This is a genomic window from Paenibacillus sp. Y916 (assembly GCF_056786435.1).
In genome coordinates, this window is the sequence record NZ_JBXCJA010000010.1 from 26313 (window position 1) to 46418 (window position 20106).

Annotated in this window: 18 protein-coding genes and 1 pseudogene; 16 read left to right on the forward strand and 3 right to left on the reverse strand. The window is 40.9% G+C overall.

The genetic code is table 11. The features are described 5' to 3' along the window. The first annotated feature begins 42 nt into the window (after positions 1–42). From AC1TO9_RS18380 to AC1TO9_RS18390, 3 genes are all read left to right on the forward strand, one after another. Positions 43–1536 (forward strand): MDR family MFS transporter, encoded by a 1494-nt coding sequence (locus tag AC1TO9_RS18380; RefSeq protein WP_482060110.1) that lies wholly within the window; start codon positions 43–45, stop codon positions 1534–1536. A gap of 61 nt (positions 1537–1597) precedes the next feature. After that, positions 1598–2161 (forward strand): TetR/AcrR family transcriptional regulator, encoded by a 564-nt coding sequence (locus AC1TO9_RS18385; protein ID WP_482060111.1) that lies wholly within the window; start codon positions 1598–1600, stop codon positions 2159–2161. A 36-nt stretch (positions 2162–2197) separates the two neighbouring features. Beyond that, positions 2198–2716 carry a DUF2798 domain-containing protein gene (locus AC1TO9_RS18390; RefSeq protein WP_482056144.1) on the forward strand — a complete coding sequence of 173 codons (519 nt, stop codon included), beginning with the start codon at positions 2198–2200 and terminating at the stop codon, positions 2714–2716. Positions 2717–2863: 147 nt separating this feature from the next. On the opposite strand, the gene AC1TO9_RS18395 is transcribed toward AC1TO9_RS18390, so the two are convergent. Next, the gene (locus AC1TO9_RS18395) at positions 2864–3331 is read right to left on the reverse strand and encodes a MarR family winged helix-turn-helix transcriptional regulator (protein ID WP_482056145.1); all 468 of its coding nucleotides are present in this window, start codon (positions 3329–3331) and stop codon (positions 2864–2866) included. A 192-nt stretch (positions 3332–3523) separates the two neighbouring features. On the opposite strand from AC1TO9_RS18395, the gene AC1TO9_RS18400 reads away from it, so the two are divergent. The 3 genes from AC1TO9_RS18400 to AC1TO9_RS18410 are packed head-to-tail and all read left to right on the forward strand — an operon-like array spanning position 3524 to position 7066. Next, complete coding sequence (locus AC1TO9_RS18400; protein ID WP_482060112.1) at positions 3524–5032, forward strand: methyl-accepting chemotaxis protein; 1509 nt, start codon at positions 3524–3526, stop codon at positions 5030–5032. Between the two features lie 53 nt (positions 5033–5085). Beyond that, a complete protein-coding gene (locus AC1TO9_RS18405; protein ID WP_482060176.1) occupies positions 5086–5790 on the forward strand; it encodes an ABC transporter ATP-binding protein in 705 nt (234 codons plus the stop codon). Between the two features lie 16 nt (positions 5791–5806). Beyond that, on the forward strand, positions 5807–7066 hold the full coding sequence (locus AC1TO9_RS18410; protein WP_482060113.1) for an ABC transporter permease: 1260 nt from the start codon (positions 5807–5809) through the stop codon (positions 7064–7066). Between the two features lie 296 nt (positions 7067–7362). Here AC1TO9_RS18410 and AC1TO9_RS18415 read toward each other — a convergent pair whose 3' ends face one another. Further along, complete coding sequence (locus AC1TO9_RS18415; protein ID WP_482060114.1) at positions 7363–8622, reverse strand: BaiN/RdsA family NAD(P)/FAD-dependent oxidoreductase; 1260 nt, start codon at positions 8620–8622, stop codon at positions 7363–7365. A gap of 289 nt (positions 8623–8911) precedes the next feature. Here AC1TO9_RS18415 and AC1TO9_RS18420 point away from each other — a divergent pair, with 289 nt between their 5' ends. The 5 genes from AC1TO9_RS18420 (at position 8912) to mutY (ending at position 14071) form a co-directional block, all read left to right on the forward strand. Next, positions 8912–10507 (forward strand): two-component system sensor histidine kinase NtrB, encoded by a 1596-nt coding sequence (locus tag AC1TO9_RS18420; protein ID WP_482060115.1) that lies wholly within the window; start codon positions 8912–8914, stop codon positions 10505–10507. A gap of 131 nt (positions 10508–10638) precedes the next feature. Further along, entirely contained in the window at positions 10639–11073 is a 435-nt protein-coding gene (locus tag AC1TO9_RS18425; RefSeq protein ID WP_482056150.1) for a BrxA/BrxB family bacilliredoxin, read from the forward strand. Positions 11074–11193: 120 nt separating this feature from the next. Then, on the forward strand, positions 11194–12003 hold the full coding sequence (gene nadE / locus AC1TO9_RS18430) for an ammonia-dependent NAD(+) synthetase (protein WP_482056151.1): 810 nt from the start codon (positions 11194–11196) through the stop codon (positions 12001–12003). A 451-nt stretch (positions 12004–12454) separates the two neighbouring features. Continuing rightward, a complete protein-coding gene (gene acpS / locus AC1TO9_RS18435; RefSeq protein WP_482056152.1) occupies positions 12455–12853 on the forward strand; it encodes a holo-ACP synthase in 399 nt (132 codons plus the stop codon). Positions 12854–12910: 57 nt separating this feature from the next. Continuing rightward, positions 12911–14071, forward strand: coding sequence for an A/G-specific adenine glycosylase (gene mutY / locus AC1TO9_RS18440; protein WP_482056153.1), 1161 nt, complete (start codon positions 12911–12913; stop codon positions 14069–14071). A 500-nt stretch (positions 14072–14571) separates the two neighbouring features. On the opposite strand, the gene AC1TO9_RS18445 is transcribed toward mutY, so the two are convergent. Further along, entirely contained in the window at positions 14572–15183 is a 612-nt protein-coding gene (locus AC1TO9_RS18445) for a superoxide dismutase (protein ID WP_482056154.1), read from the reverse strand. A gap of 438 nt (positions 15184–15621) precedes the next feature. Between AC1TO9_RS18445 and AC1TO9_RS18450 the strand changes: the two genes are divergently transcribed. The 5 genes and pseudogenes from AC1TO9_RS18450 to AC1TO9_RS18470 all read left to right on the forward strand — a co-directional run bounded on the left by AC1TO9_RS18450 (position 15622) and on the right by AC1TO9_RS18470 (position 20072). Continuing rightward, positions 15622–16047, forward strand: a complete 426-nt coding sequence (locus AC1TO9_RS18450; protein ID WP_482056155.1) for a GNAT family N-acetyltransferase — start codon at positions 15622–15624, stop codon at positions 16045–16047. A gap of 255 nt (positions 16048–16302) precedes the next feature. After that, positions 16303–16908, forward strand: a complete 606-nt coding sequence (gene lepB / locus AC1TO9_RS18455) for a signal peptidase I (protein WP_482056156.1) — start codon at positions 16303–16305, stop codon at positions 16906–16908. 29 nt (positions 16909–16937) lie between these two features. Beyond that, a pseudogene (gene queG, locus AC1TO9_RS18460) lies at positions 16938–18688 on the forward strand (tRNA epoxyqueuosine(34) reductase QueG). 26 nt (positions 18689–18714) lie between these two features. Next, positions 18715–19746 carry an HD-GYP domain-containing protein gene (locus AC1TO9_RS18465; RefSeq protein WP_482056157.1) on the forward strand — a complete coding sequence of 344 codons (1032 nt, stop codon included), beginning with the start codon at positions 18715–18717 and terminating at the stop codon, positions 19744–19746. 92 nt (positions 19747–19838) lie between these two features. Beyond that, on the forward strand, positions 19839–20072 hold the full coding sequence (locus AC1TO9_RS18470) for a YneF family protein (RefSeq protein WP_482056158.1): 234 nt from the start codon (positions 19839–19841) through the stop codon (positions 20070–20072). Positions 20073–20106 lie beyond the last annotated feature (34 nt).

The following is a 20106-nucleotide window of genomic DNA, read 5'->3' on the forward strand; positions in this document are numbered from 1 at the left end:
TATATCGTATCGCCCATTGGCAGAAGAAAGGAATTACTAATTGTGAACTCATCTGTAGATGTTAAACGTAAGTTAATATTGACTGGTCTTTTACTCTCAACATTCATGTCAGCGATTGAGGGTACTGTTACAGGGCCAGCTGGGCCAGCTATTGTAAGTCATTTCGGTGGTATGCAGCTCATGAGCTGGATATTTACAGCGTATCTGTTGACGATGGCTGTAACGACACCGATTTTCGGGAAAATCAGTGATATCTATGGGCGGAAGCCAGTATTTATCGTTGGTTCAATAATATTTGCATTGGGATCATTACTTTGTGGGTTTTCTCAAAACATGGAACAACTCATTATATTTCGAGCAATTCAAGGGATAGGTGCAGGTGCTATCGTTCCTGTATCCTTTACAATTATTGGAGATATATATCCATTACAACAACGTGCCAAAATTCAAGCAATCATTAGCTCAGTATGGGGTATATCCTCTTTAATTGGGCCTTTGCTTGGAGGATATTTCGTTGATTATTGGAGCTGGCGTTGGATATTCGTATTTAATGTGCCATTCGGATTGCTATCGATCTTCCTTATTGCCCGTTATCTACCTAAACACGTAGTGAGAAAGAAAGTTCGAGTAGATGTAGCTGGAGCCGTTACGTTTACGATTGGAGTCACGGCACTGTTGTTGGCCATGGCGACCGGGGGTCAGTATTACTCATGGGATTCACCATTTTTAATTGGCTGTATGGTTATTTCTGTATTCTTTCTTGTGGTGTTTATTATTGTGGAGAGAAGAGCAGAGGAACCGATGCTTCCGCTCAAGCTCTTTCGAATCCGAGACATTGCTGTATCGTCTATTGCGAATCTCTTGATCGGCGCGCTCTTAATTGGGCTTACAACATATACACCGCTATGGATTCAAGGGGTATTGGGTAAGAACGCAACATTCTCCGGTCTCGCCCTAGCGCCTATGTCGATAGGTTGGATATTGGGATCAATTGCAGGAGGAAGGATGTTGCTCACAGTGGGTTCACGAAAGACGACGATGCTTGGAGTCGGAGCCATTGTAATCAGTGCTATAGGAATGGTGATGATTACTGGAGATACCCCGAATTTGATCTTATTGGGTATTACTTTCATTTACGGGATTGGTTTTGGTTATACTTCGACCGTATTCACCATTATTGCTCAGTCCTCGGTAGGGTATAATCTACGAGGATCCTCTACTGCGCTTAACTCATTTATTCGTTCGTTGGGTCAGACGATAGGAGTAGCTGCTTTTGGTTCATGGATTAACTTAAGAATTGTTACTTTATTAAAGAATACACCTGGGACAGAGAATATGTCTCAAGATGATATTAATAAGCTACTTACACCGGAGGAAGCGAAGAATTTCTCTGATTCCTTGTGGCATAGTATGCGTGATGTGCTAGAAGGAAGCTTGCATTCTCTCTTCATCGTGATGGCTGTGATAGCCATCATCAGTATGTTAGTGGTCAGTAGATTTAAGAATACAATACCATCCCCTGAGAATGAGGCTTGACTTATAAAGATTTTTTTTGATATAGTTACAAACGGACCGGTTGGTATGTAGGAGGCGAACTATGGGAATGGATACGAAATCGATGATAATCGACATCGCGACAACTCTTTTTCAGAAAAAGGGTTATTTGGGTGTAGGATTAAATGAAATTTTAAAGGCATGTAACCTTTCAAAAGGTGCGCTTTATCATCATTTTCCAAACGGAAAAGAAGAATTGCTCATCGCTTGTCTTCATTCGTTGAATGAAGAAATTACAACGGATATGGAGGAAAAAATCCAACGTTATCCATCTACTCAAACAGCTATCCAAGCGATGATCGAGAAATTGGTAGTTCAATTTGATCGAGAAGGGATGATTACTGGTTATACATTTAGCAGCATCGTTAGCGAGATGGGATCACTAAGTGAACCAGTCAGAAATGCCTGTGCTCTATCTTTCACAAAGAGGCAAGAGATCTTTTCGAACAAGTTAGTAGCAGATGGCTTTTCGATAGAAACAGCTAATTCAATTGCTTTAATGATGACAGCTTCTATTGAAGGTGCTATTATGCTTTGTTTAACCCGAAGAACAAGTGATCCATTAAGAACTATTTCGCAGGTATTTCCAAATTTATTAGTGAAATAGACTATCTAGAAATACACATTTGAAAGGAAGAAAAACATGAAACAGGAAACAAGATTGCCAAGAAACGGTAAGGAGGGAGCATTATATGGTGTTATCATTTGTGCGCTGACTGCTTTGTTAATGTCATCACTAGGTACCATTCTAGGTGCAGGGAAATTCGATGGGGAAGTTGTCGTATCGATTCTTAAAATATATCCGATTATGGTGGTTATTGCGATGCTTCTTGAAGGAGTAGTTGTAGGTCGTATTGCAGAAAAATTAGTTGGGAAATTTACTGCACCAACAGATAGCTTTAATGCAAAGATTCTATTCCGTATCTTATTCACTGTAATTGGAATGTCAGCGTGCATGACACTTATCGGGGGGATCGCAGGAAACGGTTTTAGTTCAGAGACATTTAGCGACTGGGTAACGAATTGGCCAAGAAATTTCTTGATCGTACTTGCAGCTGAGAGTTTAGTGATTCAACCGATTGCAAGATTTGCGATGGTAAAATTACATGCTAGTCAAGATAAGAAAAGTCATGCATCGATGATGATAAAAGAGATTGCTTAACAAGTAGAAAAGACTTCGCCCTCCTTATTTAAGGACGGCGAAGTCTTTTTTTGTCGCAGTACTTAAATAAGACGGCATAGCCCTTCTTCGCATAAGTGAAGAAGGGACATTTATCTTTATATAGGGCTATGACTAACAAGTACATGATTATTTTCTTGTGGATGGGGATAGCCGCTCAGCTTGAAGCCCCATTTTCTTAAGGAGAGATATCATTTGACATTTCTCTTCCGTATTTAGACCGCTTAGTGCTCTGTGAATTCTTTCAGAGTATTTAGGATACATATCATTCATGAGGTGTTCACCTTCAGATGTTAGCTCTGCAAATATGACACGTCGATCATTAGGACACGGCTTGCGAATGAGGTATCCGCGTTCTTCTAATTTATCTATAATATAGGTGACGTTTCCACTTTGGAGTAATAGCTTTGAGCCTATCTGCTGGATGGGCTGAGCTCCTTTATAGTATAGAACCTCCATCACAGCGAAGGCAGTTGAGTTAAAGCCCTCAATTTTGCTACCATTTACGGCATGCTCGTTCACACTTTTAAAAGATTTGGCAAATACGCGGTACAAATGCAGAGACATTTGAGTATCAACTTCTTGGATTTGGATCATGCTTCTCACCGCCCTTATATTCATAAATGGCTAGATTTGATTATTATTTATTGTACGTGAATAAATTTTTAATGGAAATGTGATTTGTCACAGTGAATGGGTAAATTAGATATATACATCATAGAGAGAATAGGAATATTCATCTAGTATGGTGGATATTAGGGTGATTATTCACAGAAAGAAGTGTGAAAGATGAATAGTTTTCAGTATGAAAAGTCCGCAAACTTTATTGTGATTATTGTAAGCTGGATTATGGTCTTAATTTTATCTGCTGGTTTTATGATTGAGTATATGAAAGGGACGCGGAGTATTGAATTTGTTATAGTAATATTATTTGTTGGTTTGGTCTCAATTGTGATTGGAAGTATTGTTTATATCAAATCACCGTTAAGTCAATATACTAGATATATAACTTTTGGTGGATTCTTCACCATGTATGTATTTACATTAATGACTTCTACTACAGATGTTACATTCACATTTGTATTTCCATTAGCAGCCTTATTTTGTGTTTATATTGATCGTGTGTTCATCTCGATTGTATGTGCCTTAATCTTGATTCTGAATTGTATTTACGTGATAGACAAGTTTCACTCAGTGAGCAAAATTGAAATAGGTGAGGTTGCGTATAGTCAGTTTACAACGACACTAATGATTCATGTGTTTGTTCTATTACTGTTTATTTCAGGGCTTATTGCTGTGGTGTACAGCTTTCTTCGTATGAAACAAGCGATGGATCATAAGATCAAGGAGGCCAATGATGCTCGTACAATGGAACAAAATCTACATCAGGATATAGTGAAGATTGCGAATATTCTAGGTGTGAACTCACAAGAGGTGCATGATATCGTCGTCAAACAATACCAATCATCGCAATCTGTCTTTATGGCCGTACAAGAGATTAGTGAAGGGGCAAGACATAATGCGAATTCTATAGAGGAACAAACTAATATGGTTCAATCCATACAGACTCAAGTAGAAGAGACATCAAGACTCTCCATTCAGATGGAAGAAGAAGCTGACCTTACGGAACAGACAGCAGGAAGTGGCCTTGTGCTCATCGAACAACTAAGAGAGAAGTCTTCAGAAGCGGAGATGAATACGATCAAGGTATCTGAACTTATTCATTCCCTACATATTAGAACGAACCATATTCAGGATATAACGAAGAATATTTCAAGTATAGCCAATCAGACTAATATATTGTCACTCAATGCCTCCATCGAGGCTGCGCGAGCGGGCGAAGTAGGTAGAGGATTTAATGTAGTTGCACAGGAAGTTCGTAAGTTAGCTGAACAGACTCAAGAGTTATCGTCGAATATCGAAGAGATTACGTCATCCCTTTCAACAGATTCCCTACATTCAGTTCAAGCCATGAAGTTGTTAAAGGAAATGAACAGTGATCAATCATTGTTGGTTCAAGAGAGTGGGGTTATGTTCCATTCCATTAATAAAGGCTTACACAGTGTAAAGTTAAAGATTTCTGCGGTTAATCAGAATATGATTGAAATTGTGCATGGTAATACTAAAATTAACGAGGCGATTGCAAGCATATCTTCTGTATCTGAAGAGACTTTGGCTAGTTCAGAAGAAACAGGCTTAACTATGGAGGGGCATGCTAAAGATGCTAAACGTGCACAGGATCTAGTCAATGAGCTTCTGAGTACATCTAATGAAATGAGAGAGTTGAAATATCAATAAAGAAAGGTGAGGATGTCTTGAGAATAGGGTTGGATATGAGAGGGAATCAAGCTATGGGGACCGTGTTAGAGGTTAACATTGAGCAGGCTGGATATGAACAGGGTGATCCATGTATTTTTGATATTTCCTTCCAGGTCAGGAGTGGAGAATTGTTAGGGGTTATCGGGCCTAATGGTGCGGGTAAGAGTACTACCCTGAAGAGCATACTTGGACTTCTTGAACATGTAAAAGCGGAGGTGTCTATTGGAGGGGGTTCTGGTACATATGCGTATATACCAGAGCAACCTATTTTTTATGAGGATTTAACGCTATGGGAGCACTTGGACCTTGCTGCTGCAGCTTACGAAATAGATTATGACGATTTTGTTGTGCATGCGGAAGAACTGCTTACGCGCTTTGACATGGGTCAGTCGAGGGATCTTTTGCCGGCAGGATTCTCGAAAGGGATGAAGCAAAAGATGATGCTGATGATTGGCTTTCTGGCACGTCCTGATATTTATATTGTTGATGAGCCCTTTGTTGGTCTGGATCCACATGCAACCAAGGACTTTCTTGATTTGTTGGAAGAAGAGAGACGACGCGGAGCGGGTGTAGTAATGTCCACACATGTATTGGATACAGCAGAGAAAATATGTGATACGTTTATTATGATTTCAGATGGAAGAGTGGTGGCACAGGGGACGTTAGGGGACATACGAAAGCTTGCCCAGCAATCAGAAGAGGCATCGTTATTTGAATGTTTCGATGTCATGATTTAAGGGAAGGGGCCCTAGGATGAAGTCGTTTAATTCATATCAATTTGCAAATCCGGGTAGCCTTTTTTGGCGACGATTACGAGAGTATTTCCGAAACCAAGCTAACCTTCTTCGATCTGTTATCGATTGGACCGTATGGCTCTATATTTTTATACCAGGTATTTTACTTGCTTCTGGATTATATTACGGTTTATGGGTGGAGGGTCTTCCGAAATGGAGTGAGGCTCTGCCTGCGGGTACATTTCTAGCAATTATGCTTCTTATAATATATAGATCAGGAATTATTCTTTTCGTGCAGGAAGGCGATGTTTTATTCATACGAATGAGCCAACGTTGGATGCGTGGATTGATGTTACGCGGATCCGTATATAGCATGGCGGTTATGTTGCTGATGACTACGTTAGTCTTCATCATAATATTGCCTTTCTTGGTACAAGGTTTAGGCGTGAATGCAGTAGAGGGTACATGTTATTTGATCTTTTCGATAACGACGAGTTGGATTGTTGCTTGGATTCGCCATATTGTGATTGTGAAACTCAAAGGTTGGCGAAGGCATCTTCTTTTGATTCCAACATTAGGATTAATCGGTTTCCTATACATGAAGGTGTCTTTGATAGGGATGCATGAGGTGCAATGGCTGTTGGTGATTTCTGTACTGTTAGCATTTATCGTGATCCTATTGATCAGGGTTAGATTACGGATGCAAGGCACGTTCATGAACGATGTACAGGAGGATAGCAAGCGGAGGATGGTGCTTACTAACTGGCTATTAAGTCAAGCTGTGGACCCTCCTAAACCAACACGTACTAAAACGCGTATTTTTCGTCATTCACCTTACTTGTATCGTTCTCGTTCAGCAGAACGGCGTTTGGCGGGGGCTGCTGTTAAGGCCTTATTCCGCAATCCGCAAGATCGTAAGCTTTATCTACAATTCACAGCTGCATGTATACTGGCTATTATATTTCCACCCTTTATCATTAAAATTTTGGTACTGCTAGCAGTATATACGATGTTAACGTATTGGCATGCACGATATTGGATCAGTTTTCTCAATCATGATTGGATAGCTATACTACCATGGCCATCGGAAATAACCTCACAAGCGCGAGTGATTGCGATTCGAAGTATGCTCCTACCTTTCGCCGTAGTCATGTCGATTGCGTTCTCGTTATCTTGGTTGGGTCTGGTCTGGGGTTGGTTACTTATGATTCCTCTAGCCATAATCCTGTATGGTTTAACTAGTGTTATCCTGAGTTTCTTGATCTTATCGAGATCATGAAACTATTAGTACGTAGATTCAAAAAAGGTAGTGGGGTTGTAGGAGGTACTGTAATACTGATGCTATTAATTTTGGGAAATGAATTTTGATAAATAAAGCCCTAATGTTCGAAGCAGCGAGGATGACGGAATTGACCTGAAGAAGCGGTAGCGTTCGCCTACAAGCTTTCCGAAGGAAAGCTACTTCGTAAGCATATGCTTTGCCCTCTGATTTCAACCGCTATGCGGTATACAATCAAGAAATCAGAGGGCAACAGCGATCGGAAGGACAATCCGTTATCGTAGCGGCATCTTAGGCTACTGACCATTTGCTGCATGCATGCCTGCTGTATAACCTGTAGAGAATGCCGCGGTGATGTTATATCCCCCTGTATAGCCATGAATATCTAGAATCTCTCCGCAAAAGAATAACCCTGGCATCAATTTAGATTCCATCGTTTGGGGATTTACTTCTTTCAGGTGAACTCCACCTCCAGTAACGAAAGCCTCCTCAATGGATTTCGTACCTGTTACATTGAAGCTGAATTTCTTCAACAAGGCTATAAAGTCTATCCATTGGTTTTTTGGCAAATGTGCGTAGGTGATATCCCCATCCAGTTGAGCTTTAGATAGTAGTATCGGAATCATCCGTTCAGCCAGGGTAGCTTTCAATACGTTTTTTATCGCTTTCTTGGGTTCAGCCTCTAGACGTTCCTTGAGGAGTGCATCAAGTTCCATCGTTGAGTAATCTGGAAAGAGGTCAACGGACATCTCCACTTCCTTAACGTTAAACTTTTTTTGAACCTGACGAATAAATTGGCTGCACCGAAGTGCGATCGGACCGGATATTCCGAAATGGGTAAATATAAAGTCACCACGATGATGAATGACTTGTTTCCCCTTCGGGTTCCATACGGTGAGGTCCACATCACGAAGGGATAGCCCTTGTAATTCGCGGTTTATAATCCATTTCTCTCTAGAAACAATCGGAACCTCCGTAGCATATAATTCTGTAATAGTATGCCCAGCAGCCTCAGCCCAAGGATAACCATCTCCTGTTGAACCGGTCTGTGGTACGGATTTACCGCCCGTAGCAAGGATGACACAGGCAGCCTTGATCTTCTCTCCAGAGATGAGCCTCACGCCTGCAGTATGTCCATTCTCGTAGAGAACTTCAGCAACGGGGCTATGCGTACTTATAGCGACACCCAAATCACGAATTTTACCTAGCAAGGTGTTGACTACACTAGAAGCTTTATCCGTTACCGGGAACATTCTTCCATGGTCTTCTTCCTTCAGAGCAATTCCTAGGCCCTCGAAGAAAGCCATAATATCACGGTTGTTAAAATGTCCAAATGCACTATATAAAAAGCGACCATTCCCTGGAATATGGGCAATAAGCTCCTCGGTTTCCATCGCATTTGTCACGTTGCAACGACCACCTCCAGATATGCCTAGCTTACGCCCTAATTTATTTCCTTTATCAAGTAATAGGACGGAAGCGCCATTCTCGGCAGCTGCTACACAAGCCATAAGTCCTGATGGACCTCCGCCCACAACAATAACATCGTATATCATTTATAATCTCCCTTTGCAGTTAATCCTTTAGTTAGCTGATTAACCATATCTATAAGGATCATAACAAATAGATATAGGTTACAACAACTCTGCTTGAAGTATACTATAGAATATAATGTAATAAGCCGTAGGTAGATAGGAAGGTGGGATGGACATTTATAGTGCCCTTAAGGATATCTTATTGCAGGTTTTAGTATCCGGCTCAATTTCATTTCTTTTTCCCCTCATTCTTGATGCATACATACGACACAAGAGAAATGTTAGACATCTTGATTCGGTTGGTTATACTGTGGTTATCGTAGTGTCTAGTGCCATTAGTTTGGTGCTTTGTTCTATATTTTCCTCAACAATATACGACGTAGTGCCCCTTAATATGGGGATTGTTCCGCTATTTGTTGCCATTTTGTATGGAGGCTATAGATCTGGAATCCCTCTGGCTGCTATATATATCACCTTTTATTTCATATTTACAGAAGAGTGTTCTATATCTGGTTTACTGTTACATACGGGAATATTGATGTTTCCAGTATTGTTTTACACATCTGCAAGTTTTCTAAAGGTTTCTCTAAAGGTAAAGATCAATCGAGTCATGATATGCTTGTTACCTGCTATGCTATTGGTGATTGTATCACCTGTAGATTTATTAGGAACACCCCAATTCTATAACATAAACTTCCTGTTTATCAGTACCATTTATCTAATTATTAGTATTTTATGTGGAGCCATGATTATTTATCTGATCGAATTTTCATTTGAGAGATTGCTACTTAGGGAACAGATTATGGGGATGTCAGAGAAATATTTACGTGAAGAGGATAAATTACAGCAGCTGATGGATGTGGCGCCTATTGGTATGGTTTCTTTTAATAGGAATCGTGAAGTGACGAGTATTAATGAAATGATGATGAATCTATTCAAGGTGAAGAATCCTGGTCTGACTAAAGACGATATTCTTGGCTATTCTGTAACTTTATTTACTGATTTGGTGGAAAAGGAGAATATTGAAATTCAAATTTCTCAAGCACTTAAAGGTGTGATCATGGATCAAGAATTGACACATAGTGACTCTAGAATATACTATACGAACGCGTCTCCACTTACGAACTCTTTTACAAGTGAAATTATTGGTGCTGTGCTGGTTATTCAAGATATTACGGAGCTTGAAAGACTACGTAATGAATTAGGAAATATGGAAAGGTTGAGCTTAGTTGGTCAGATGGCAGCGAGTATAACACATGAAATTCGTAACCCCATGGCTGTGGTTCGTGGGTTCTTGCAGCTAATGAATGAGAAGAGTCCAAGCTCTTTGGATTATTATTATCGAATCGTTATGGAAGAGTTAGATCGGGCAAATGCTATCATCAATGACTTTTTGTCACTTGCGCAGAATCGGATAACGGAGAAGGAAGATTGTGATTTACAAAAAATTATTCATGAACTCAGTCCACTACTGTGGGCAGATGCAAATTTACGAGGACAAAGTATTGTTTTGGAACTTGAGGAGAGTTTGCCTAAGTTACGTTTAAATTCTAAAGAGATTAAACAGCTCATTCTAAACTTAGCACGTAATGGAATGGAGGCTATGGAAAACAAGGGGCAGTTAACATTACAGACCAAGATGAGTATGAAGAGTATTGAACTGATTGTGAAAGATACTGGGTCGGGCATTCCACAGAATAAGCTAGAGAAGTTGTTTACCCCCTTTTTCACGACCAAGGAGCAAGGGACGGGTCTTGGATTGGCACTGTGTATGAGTATTGTCGAGCGTCATAAAGGTAAAATTAATGTTCATTCCGAAGAGGGTGTCGGAACCATCTTTACAGTGGTGTTTCCTCGTGATAGTGCTTCAGTGAAACTTATTACTGAGATAGAAAGTCTGAAATAGACACTGTAGCATATGTTGGTGACAGAGAATGTGAAGTAGTTATCTGCGCCATTGCTTGCTTTCAAACATTCAGAATAGGTATAATCATAGTAATGATTTCAATTTTAACTATTATTGAGGAGTGAATAAGAATGGCTATGTCTTTTGATCGATATATGCAAGATATGATTCAACCGATGCGGGATGAATTAACAAGTTTAGGAATTAAGGAACTCAGAACACCTGAGGAAGTAGAGGTAAATGTACCCAATGGAAAAGGGACGGCCTTAATCGTCATCAATTCAGTATGTGGTTGTGCTGCTGGACAGTGTCGTCCTGGAGTAGCTATGGCGTTGGAAAATGATGTTGTACCAGATCAGTTGTTCACTGTGTTTGCTGGACAGGAGAAAGAAGCAACAGCTAAAGTGCGTGAATATTTCGCTCCATATGCTCCATCATCCCCTTCGATAGCACTGATGAAAGATGGAGAACTCGTTCATTTCATAGAACGTCACCAAATAGAAGATAGATCGGCGCAAGAGATCGCTGCAGAACTAACGGATGCATTTGATCGTTTGTGTAAGTAATTATTTTCTTTAAGTTGCAACATAAACCCCGAAGTTGTGTCAGTCTGACAGCTCCGGGGTTTTATATAGAATGATTCATTTCACAGATAATCATCTTTAGGAAATAGGGGTGCTTTTGTCATGAGTTTACAAGAAGAAATCATTGCGAAATTAGGGGTAAAACCTTCTATAAATGTGGAAGCCGAGGTTAAGGCGAGAGTGACCTTTCTGAAGGATTATGTGAAGAAGGCAGGGGCTACTGGACTACTCATTGCGATCAGTGGTGGACTTGATAGTGCGGTCGCTGTTGGTTTATGTAAATTAGCGACGGATGAATTATGTGAAGAAACAGGTCGAGATTATATGACACTTGGTGTGTTTCAGCCCTATGGTACACAGGAAGATATTGACGATAGCTATGCTGTAGCGAAGGCATTCGATCTTAAACATACGGCGGAGACGAATATCGAAGATACGGTAACTGAAGTAGCATTGGAAGTAGAACAGGGGCTCAAGGGTCTGGGAATTCATCGGCACATGACACATCAAGGCAAAGGCAATGTCAAGGCGAGAACGCGTATGGTTATGCAGTACGCACTGTCCTTTGAGTTGAACCTAATTGTCGTAGGAACGGATCATGCATCTGAATCGGTTACAGGGTTTTATACTAAATGGGGCGATGGCGCAGCAGATATTACACCACTTAGTACCCTCAATAAGCGTCAAGTAGGTCAGCTTGGGGCATATCTTGGTGTGCCGCAGTCCATACTGGATAAAGTGCCTACTGCTGGTTTATGGGATGGACAGACAGATGAAGCTGAACTCGGTCTTACATATGAGGAGAATAGTGATTATTTGGAGGGGAAGGAAATTTCCCCGGCATCGAGAGAACGCCTGGAAGGCATTTATACAAGATCAGCTCACAAGCGTAATGCCATACCAGGAATATAAGCTCGAGTTCAAGTAGAAACGGCGCTACCGTCCTCTTTCAAGGACGGTAGTCTTCACCTCCAATCTCCAATAGCTGCAAAAAGAACATCTAAATGGCTTAGAAACATCCATTTTCACCATTTCCCCTATTTTAACTGACATTTGTACAACTAAATCTTTCACTCCCCATCTTGCCTTCGAAGTAAGTACCATTACTGCAACTATTTGATCCTTGCTTGTCTACCTTTTTGAGTGAAGTGTTTTTCGTGAGCGTATAGTCGTCATTCTATGTACATTCGGATGAATTATAATCGGAATTTGAGATTTAGAAATGGGCACAGGGCAGCCTTTTTCACAAGAAACGCTGCCTTCATTTTTGTGATGATAACTGGAAATTGTCGCAACATAAGTCAGTGACTGTTACAATCAAGAGTGGAGTTATAGGAGATAGGTACGGAAGGTGTGAGCAGAAGTGATTTATGGAGTCGGTCACGATATATTAGAAATTAAACGAATAGAACAGATACTAAGTGGAAGGAATGGAGAAGCGTTCCTACATCGTGTATTGACGTTGAAAGAATATGAGCTTGCCCAGAATCGAGGCAGGAAGATAGCAGAGTTTACAGCAGGAAGATTTACTGCTAAGGAGGCCATAGTCAAAGCATTTGGCTGCGGCATTGGTGCGATTATTAATTTTGGAGATATTGAGGTACTCCCCGATGCCTTGGGGAAACCAAAGGTGGAATTAAGTGAGCAAGCATGGGGAAAGTTGAACCTCTCGGCACAAGCTGAAGGGTATGCTATTCATTTGAGTATTACTCATCAAAGGGAGCTAGCATCTGCTTTTGCTGTTATTGAAAGATTAAGTTGATCTGAGCTTAAGTCAGATTATACACCTTGGAATACAAGATAGATAAGGAGAAGCAGTATGTCTAACGTTGAACAACAACGCTATTTCAGTGAGAATTTGCTGGAATGGTATCTTGAGAATCGACGGGATCTACCTTGGCGGCGCCATCGTAACCCTTATTATATTTGGATATCTGAAATCATGCTTCAGCAAACGCGTGTTGATACAGTCATTCCTTACTTCAATCGATTTATCGAAAGGTTCCCAACGATCGAGGAACTAGCCAATGCGCCAGAACAGGATGTGTTGAAGTGTTGGGAGGGACTGGGTTACTACTCTCGCGCACGTAATTTACAGTACGCTGCTCAGCAGGTGCTAGATCTACACGGGGGTCAGGTACCGAATGACAAAGAGAGCGTTCTCGCACTTAAGGGCGTCGGTCCATATACAGCGGGAGCAGTTCTCAGCATTGCTTATAATCAGCCGGAGCCAGCCGTAGATGGTAACGTGATGAGGGTGTTATCTAGATTCTTCTTAATTGAAGAAGACATTATGAAAGCTAGTACGCGTGTTCTTATGGAAAGATTAGTGGTGGAATTGATCCCAGAAGGACAGGCTTCTCACTTTAACCAGGCGCTTATGGAACTTGGGGCTTTGGTATGTACACCAAAGTCCCCTTATTGCTTAACCTGTCCTGTTATGGTGCATTGTGAGGCAAGGATTGCAGGGAAGGAGGGGGAGCTTCCTATTAAAACGAAGAGTAAGCCGCCACGTCCAGAACAACGAGTTGTTGGGCTCATTGAAGGACAGGGGGCTCATGCTGGACACGTATTAATTAGACAACGTCCAGAGAGTGGATTGCTTGCCCGAATGTGGGAACTTCCACATATCCTATCTCCCACAGCTCGCGGTGGCAGAGTAGCGGATCAGAATGCGCAGGAACTACTATATCAAGAGTTGTTAGTAGAAAGTATTCCGACCCGAGGTATGGAGCATTTCATGGATATAGAGCATATCTTCAGTCATATTCGTTGGAAGCTTCAGGTCTATCATTGCAAGGAAGAGGAACAATCGCTTGTGGCGGAGAGCCCAGCATCTTATTCGCTTGATGCGGCGGACATTGGGGATCCGATGACAGAGTATCGCTGGATTGGTGAAGCAGACATGGCATCATATGCCTTCCCCAATGTATTTCTGAAAATTATTAATGCTTATTTCGAAGAGAACAAGGCTACATGAGTAGCCTTGTTCTCTTTGTCCTCCTACAAACATCCGAAACGAGGCGACCTCACGAAAAAGTCTACTCCATTATCGAACGTTCCTTTGCATCTGTTTCTCTCTCCCGTTGCCATAGTAAGTCAATCGCATGTTAGACGTTTCTAACGGAACACATGGACACTATTCTCACCAAAAACAACAATATGAAAATCTAACGGAAGCACATGCCTCTATATGTCAATAAACAGCCCAAATCCAGAGGGAAAGGCCCAATAAGGTCGCTCATTTCCGTTAGAATTTCAAAAGCGACGTATTAGGCAGAATAAGGTCTAGTGCTTCCGTTAGAAAATTCGCGCGGTTTCACTCCACTTCACTTCATCCCACCCCAATGATATCCTTATTTTATAGCTCAAAAAAAGTGATCCATCCGTTTAAGGATGGATCACTTTCTTATAATTCCGCTGAAACGGGTGCCGTCTTTGAAAAAGGACGGTATTGCCGTTTATCTTTAAATCCTTTAATTATTTAGCAGCAGAGTAACGTGCGCTAACCGCATCCCAGTTAACTACGTTCCAGAAAGCAGAAATATAATCAGGACGTTTGTTTTGGAATTTCAAGTAGTAAGCATGCTCCCATACGTCAAGACCAAGAATTGGAGTCAATCCTTCGCTAAGTGGGCTGTCTTGGTTAGGTGTGCTTGTTACAGCTAGTTTGCCATCTTTACCAACAACAAGCCAAGCCCATCCGCTTCCGAAACGAGTAGTAGCTGCTTTGGCAAATTCTTCTTTAAATTTATCAAGACCACCAAGCTCACTATCAATGGCTTGTGCCAATTCGCCAGTTGGGTTGCCACCGCCATTTGGACCAATGATTTCCCAGAATAGGCTGTGGTTTGCGTGCCCTCCACCGTTATTACGAACAGCGGTACGAATTTCTTCAGGTACGCTTCCAAGACCTGTAAGTATTTCTTCAATTGTTTTGTTTTGCAATTCAGGAGCTTTTTCTAGTGCTGCATTCAAATTGGTAACATATGTGTTATGGTGACGATCGTGGTGAATTTCCATTGTTAATGCATCGATATGTGGTTCTAATGCATCATTTGAATAAGGTAGAGCTGGTAGTTGAAATGCCATGGTAAATTACCTCCTGTGTATTGTTTAGTATTCAATCCTATGAACAAAGGGCTTTGCTAGCACCCTTTATACAACTGGTTACATTATCTAATTAAACCGTATTTAACAGATTAAATCAACATGTATGTTTATAAAGTCGGATTGTTGTTTACTAAATTTACAAAACATAAATTATATTACCCAAGTGTTAAATAAAACATACAATAATAAATTACAAATGCATGGAAATAAACCAAAAGATACTAAAAAACATAGAGATAAAACGCTTTCATAAGAAAACGAGTGTATTGTGGAGATAAATGTGGTTTAATGGACTAGCAAGAGTGAATTTCGGTTTATTTGTCGTAATTATTATATTCGAGGTTATTGTAAAAGTTCGCTCTTAGCAACTTTTATGTAAACTATCGGATAAAGCTAACGAAAAGGGAGATTTATAATATGCATGTTCGTTCCTTTCAGTTAAGTGACTGTACACCAGTAACTGAACTTCTTCAGGTTGCTTTATCTGAGGAGTGTTTTGAGAATACTATTCAACCATTCTCTAGGCAGCTCCAATGGGATTCCGACCTGATCATGGTAGCAGAAGAAGATGGAGAGATTGTGGGTACCTTAATCGGTACGATTGAGAACAACCACGGTTGTTATTTCAGAATTGCTATTCACCCAGACTTTCGGCGTAGAGGGATTGGTAAAGCCCTTATTAAAGCCATGGAACAGCGTTTTAAACAACGTAAAGTGAGTCGTATCATGATTGCCGGAGATGAACAGAATATTTCAGCGATGCCATTATTTGAAACAATGGGTTACGGAGCTAACAAAATTATGGAGGCTTTTCAGAAACTTAGTATTGTGGCACATGTGTAGAGTTAGGTAAAATAGTTACGTATATATAGAATATGACTTCGTTTATCCAATATCAAGCATATCGTGCAGCCGTTGCAAAAGCGGAGCGGATATGCTTTTCTATTATGTGGAGATTTGAAAATATATGGTAGTATAAGTTACACTCAATACTAGTTGTGATACGAACTGACGCTAGCTTTGTTAGCATAAATTACTGGAAGGGGACGGCACAATCGTTTCCTTTTGAAATAATTTAGTGAAAAGAAGAGGTGTAATATGAGCAACAATGAATCATTAGAAGGAGTTACGTTAGAAAGTCCTATTTCTCCTAACCCAAAGACTGGAGAGCATAAACCAGGATGGAAAAGGGAATTATGGGACTGGATCAAAACACTTGTTGTTGTATTTGTGATTATGTCGTTGCTTAATATATTTGTATTTAATTTGTCTATGGTTAAAGGGCAATCGATGCAACCCACATTAGTAGAAGGAGAGCGTTTGTTTATTAATAAAATAATCTATAGCTTCTCAGCACCTAAACAGGGTGAAGTCGTTGTGCTACATGATCCAAGTCAAGATGATAGCAAGAAAGAGTTTCTTGTAAAGCGTGTCATAGGTGTTCCCGGGGATGTGGTTAAGGTTAGTGATCATCAACTATATCTAAATGGTCAACTCCAACAAGAGGAGTATATCGATGTAAGTATTCAAGATCAAGATTTCGCAGGGGTCAAACTAGAAGAGGATCAATATTTCGTCATGGGCGATAATCGTCATTTAGGAGAGAGTAAGGACAGTCGTTACTTCGGAACGGTAGCTTCGGATTTGATTGTTGGAAGAGCTGAATTTATTTTTTGGCCATTTAATAAAATTAGAGGATTATAATGCTTCTAAGATAAGGAGATGATGGGGAAATGAAGATACAACAGACGACATTACAGTCACCATACGCTACCTCATCATCATTCTGGGAGGAACTTAAGAAGGAAATCCAATTAGCGGCACCTAGTTTAGGGATCGACGACATTGGTTTTGCTACTGCGGATCCTTTTGTTTCGCTGAAGTCACTCCTACAGAACCAACGTGATAAAGGATATGAATCAGGCTTCGAAGAGCCAGATCTAGATAAAAGAGTAATACCTACATTAGCTTCATCTCAACCGGCATCACTGATTGCGATCGCTGTGGCCTATCCGTCCAAGATGGAGAGCCCTCCCAAATCAGAACCGGGTGCTAACCGAGGAATCTTCGCTCGGACTGCATGGGGAAGAGATTATCATCACGTGTTACGGGAAGCGATGGAGAAGCTTGAGAACTTTATTAGGGAACGTGTTCCAGAAGCGGTAATAGAGAGCATGGTTGATACGGGATCTCTGGTAGACCGTGCAGTTGCTGAGCGGGCGGGCATAGGTTTTAGTGGGAAGAATTGTTTGATTATTTCGCCGAAATGGGGTTCGTGGATATATCTAGGGGAACTCGTTACGAATATACCATTCCCACCAGACACACCTGTAACAGAAGATTGTGGGGAGTGCACGAAATGCCTTGAGGCATGTCCGACCGGGGCGCTCGTAGGTCCTGGGCAAATTAATGCAAAGATCTGTATTTCATTCTTAACCCAAACGAAAGGCTTGTTGGAAGATGAACAGATGATCAAGATTGGAAATCGATTATATGGCTGCGATACGTGTCAAATTGTCTGTCCTAAAAATCGGGGTAAGAGCTGGAATCACAATGAACAACTTCTTCCAGATCCTGAAATAGCAAAGTCACTTCTGTTCCCTATTCTTGATTTAAGTAATCGAGAATTTAAGAAGCAATTTGGAGGGAGCGCAGCAGCATGGAGAGGGAAGAACCCTATTCAGCGGAATGCCATTATTGCACTCGGTAATTTTAAAGATCGTTCCGCTATACCGAGACTGGAAGGGGTGCTGTTAAAGGATCCTAGACAAGAGATAAGAGGAACCGCTGCATGGGCGTTGGGACGTATTGGAGGCGAGGATGCTTTGAACAGTGTCATAAAGGGAATGGCTGTAGAACAAGATGAATCGGTGTTGCAAATGCTTAGACAAGCGAAAGAAAAGCTACAACCGTCTAATGTGGAAGTGGAAGAGTCATGAAGAATCTAAATGAAATGATTTATTATGATGAAATGACAACTCCTATTGGAGTATTGACGGTATTTACTTCGGAGATAGGAATCTGTCTAGTTGAATTCGGATCATATACGCTTAGAGAATCCTTCGTACAGCAATGGTCGCGTAATTGGGCAATAGATGCTGAATTTGTACTTGATCAAGAACGACTGGCTGAGGCCAAAATACAATTAGAACAATACTTTACAGGCAAGCGGAAACAATTTGATCTTCCAACGGATATGAGAGGTACTCCATTTCAACTACAAGTATGGGCCTCACTTGCCGATATTGCTTATGGGGATACAATTTCCTATACACAAATGGCGGAGGCAATTGAACGTCCTAAGGCAGTAAGGGCTGTTGAAGGAGCGAACAATAAAAATCCGGTACCGCTTATTGTGCCTAGCCATCGAATTATTAGCTCCGAAGGCTCTCTAGTAGGCTTTAGTGGAGGTCTAGAAATCAAAAGGCACCTTTTGTCTATAGAGGGATCGTTAACTGAAAGAAGTAATACCAATAAAAGTTAGTCGGTTAGATGGGGGAACATTCATTCATGAGATATGTAAATATTGCAGATGTAGAAGCAGGACAGTTCCTTGGTAAGTCGGTATATGCAGGGAACGGTACCGTGCTCTTATCAGCGGGAGTTCAACTCACTGTATATATGGTCAATACACTTAATCGGATCGGCGTTACGATGCTGTATATTCAAGACCCTTTATTTGATGACGTTCAGGTCGAGGATATGTTACAAGAAGCGACCAAGCAAAGTCTTATTCATGGAATAAACGACACATTTGAAGCAGTGCGATCAGGTAAGGAATGGAATGCGAAAAATATTGGTACGAGTATCGACATGCTTTTGTCCGATGTTATAAGTAATAAAGAGCTACTTATCGAATTGACGGACATTCGTACTGTTGATAACGCACAGTATGTACATGCTATGAACGTTTGTTTATTATCGACCGTGATGGGCATTAATTTAGGACTGAATTATATTCAGGCGAAAGAACTAGCCATTGGTGCATTGTTACATGACTTAGGGAAGAACGGCTTGTTATTGGAAGATGAGATATCATCTAGTGTTAGAGAGCATCATACATGGCGAGGCTTTGAGAAGATCAAGAATAAACGGGAATTCAATCTTCTGATTGCACATGTGGCGTTACAGCATCATGAAAGAGTCGATGGATTCGGTATTCCACGAGGGTTGTCAGGGGATGAGATTCATATCTATGCTAAGATCGTTGCTGTGGCCAATACGTATGATCATTTAATCAGTCATTTGGATGGGGATAAGGCGCTGCTTCCGCATGAGGCATGTGAGAAAATGATGGCGATGTCGGAACAACAGTTGGATAGGGAAGTATTGATCCAGTTTACGAGAATGGTGTCCATTTACCCGAACGGAACAGCTGTACGACTGTCCACGAAAGAGACTGGTGTTGTAGTGAGTCAGCACAGAGGACTGCCAGGTCGACCGGTAGTGCGAATTATACGTAACAATGGTAATGATCTAGATATTAAGGAAGTAGATTTAGCACTAGAAACGACGGTTTTTATTGAGGCGGAACTTGCCTAGAATTATATTTGCTAGCGATTAAAGGACATGCTATGATATGTTCGTGCGCAAACAAGTTAGATAAACAATTGTAAATGTCGAGGTGGCTGAGAATGGATATTGCACTTCCTATTATCACTTTAATTGTAGGATTAGTTGGTGGTTTCTTCATAGGCGTATATTATTTACGCAAACAGATGGAGAAAATGCAAAGTAATCCAGAAATGCTTCAAAAGATGGCTAAACAGATGGGGTATAATCTGAATGGCAAACAGATGCAGAAAGCACAACAAATGATGAAGAATCAGCCAACTGTTCCCAAGAGAGGGCAAAGCCGTAAAAGGTAAGTAATCTTTCTATCTGGGAGTTGCGGCCGAGAGA

What these genes read in the sequence shown, in the direction of transcription:
- AC1TO9_RS18385 (WP_482060111.1), top strand. Translation starts at nt 1,598, where the DNA reads ATGGGAATGGATACGAAATCGATGATAATCGACATCGCGACAACTCTT.
- AC1TO9_RS18390 (WP_482056144.1), top strand. Translation starts at nt 2,198, where the DNA reads ATGAAACAGGAAACAAGATTGCCAAGAAACGGTAAGGAGGGAGCATTA.
- AC1TO9_RS18395 (WP_482056145.1), bottom strand. Translation starts at nt 3,331, where the DNA reads ATGATCCAAATCCAAGAAGTTGATACTCAAATGTCTCTGCATTTGTAC.
- AC1TO9_RS18400 (WP_482060112.1), top strand. Translation starts at nt 3,524, where the DNA reads ATGAATAGTTTTCAGTATGAAAAGTCCGCAAACTTTATTGTGATTATT.
- AC1TO9_RS18405 (WP_482060176.1), top strand. Translation starts at nt 5,086, where the DNA reads ATGGGGACCGTGTTAGAGGTTAACATTGAGCAGGCTGGATATGAACAG.
- AC1TO9_RS18410 (WP_482060113.1), top strand. Translation starts at nt 5,807, where the DNA reads ATGAAGTCGTTTAATTCATATCAATTTGCAAATCCGGGTAGCCTTTTT.
- AC1TO9_RS18415 (WP_482060114.1), bottom strand. Translation starts at nt 8,622, where the DNA reads ATGATATACGATGTTATTGTTGTGGGCGGAGGTCCATCAGGACTTATG.
- AC1TO9_RS18425 (WP_482056150.1), top strand. Translation starts at nt 10,639, where the DNA reads ATGGCTATGTCTTTTGATCGATATATGCAAGATATGATTCAACCGATG.
- nadE (WP_482056151.1), top strand. Translation starts at nt 11,194, where the DNA reads ATGAGTTTACAAGAAGAAATCATTGCGAAATTAGGGGTAAAACCTTCT.
- mutY (WP_482056153.1), top strand. Translation starts at nt 12,911, where the DNA reads ATGTCTAACGTTGAACAACAACGCTATTTCAGTGAGAATTTGCTGGAA.
- AC1TO9_RS18445 (WP_482056154.1), bottom strand. Translation starts at nt 15,183, where the DNA reads ATGGCATTTCAACTACCAGCTCTACCTTATTCAAATGATGCATTAGAA.
- AC1TO9_RS18450 (WP_482056155.1), top strand. Translation starts at nt 15,622, where the DNA reads ATGCATGTTCGTTCCTTTCAGTTAAGTGACTGTACACCAGTAACTGAA.
- lepB (WP_482056156.1), top strand. Translation starts at nt 16,303, where the DNA reads ATGAGCAACAATGAATCATTAGAAGGAGTTACGTTAGAAAGTCCTATT.
- AC1TO9_RS18465 (WP_482056157.1), top strand. Translation starts at nt 18,715, where the DNA reads ATGAGATATGTAAATATTGCAGATGTAGAAGCAGGACAGTTCCTTGGT.
- AC1TO9_RS18470 (WP_482056158.1), top strand. Translation starts at nt 19,839, where the DNA reads ATGGATATTGCACTTCCTATTATCACTTTAATTGTAGGATTAGTTGGT.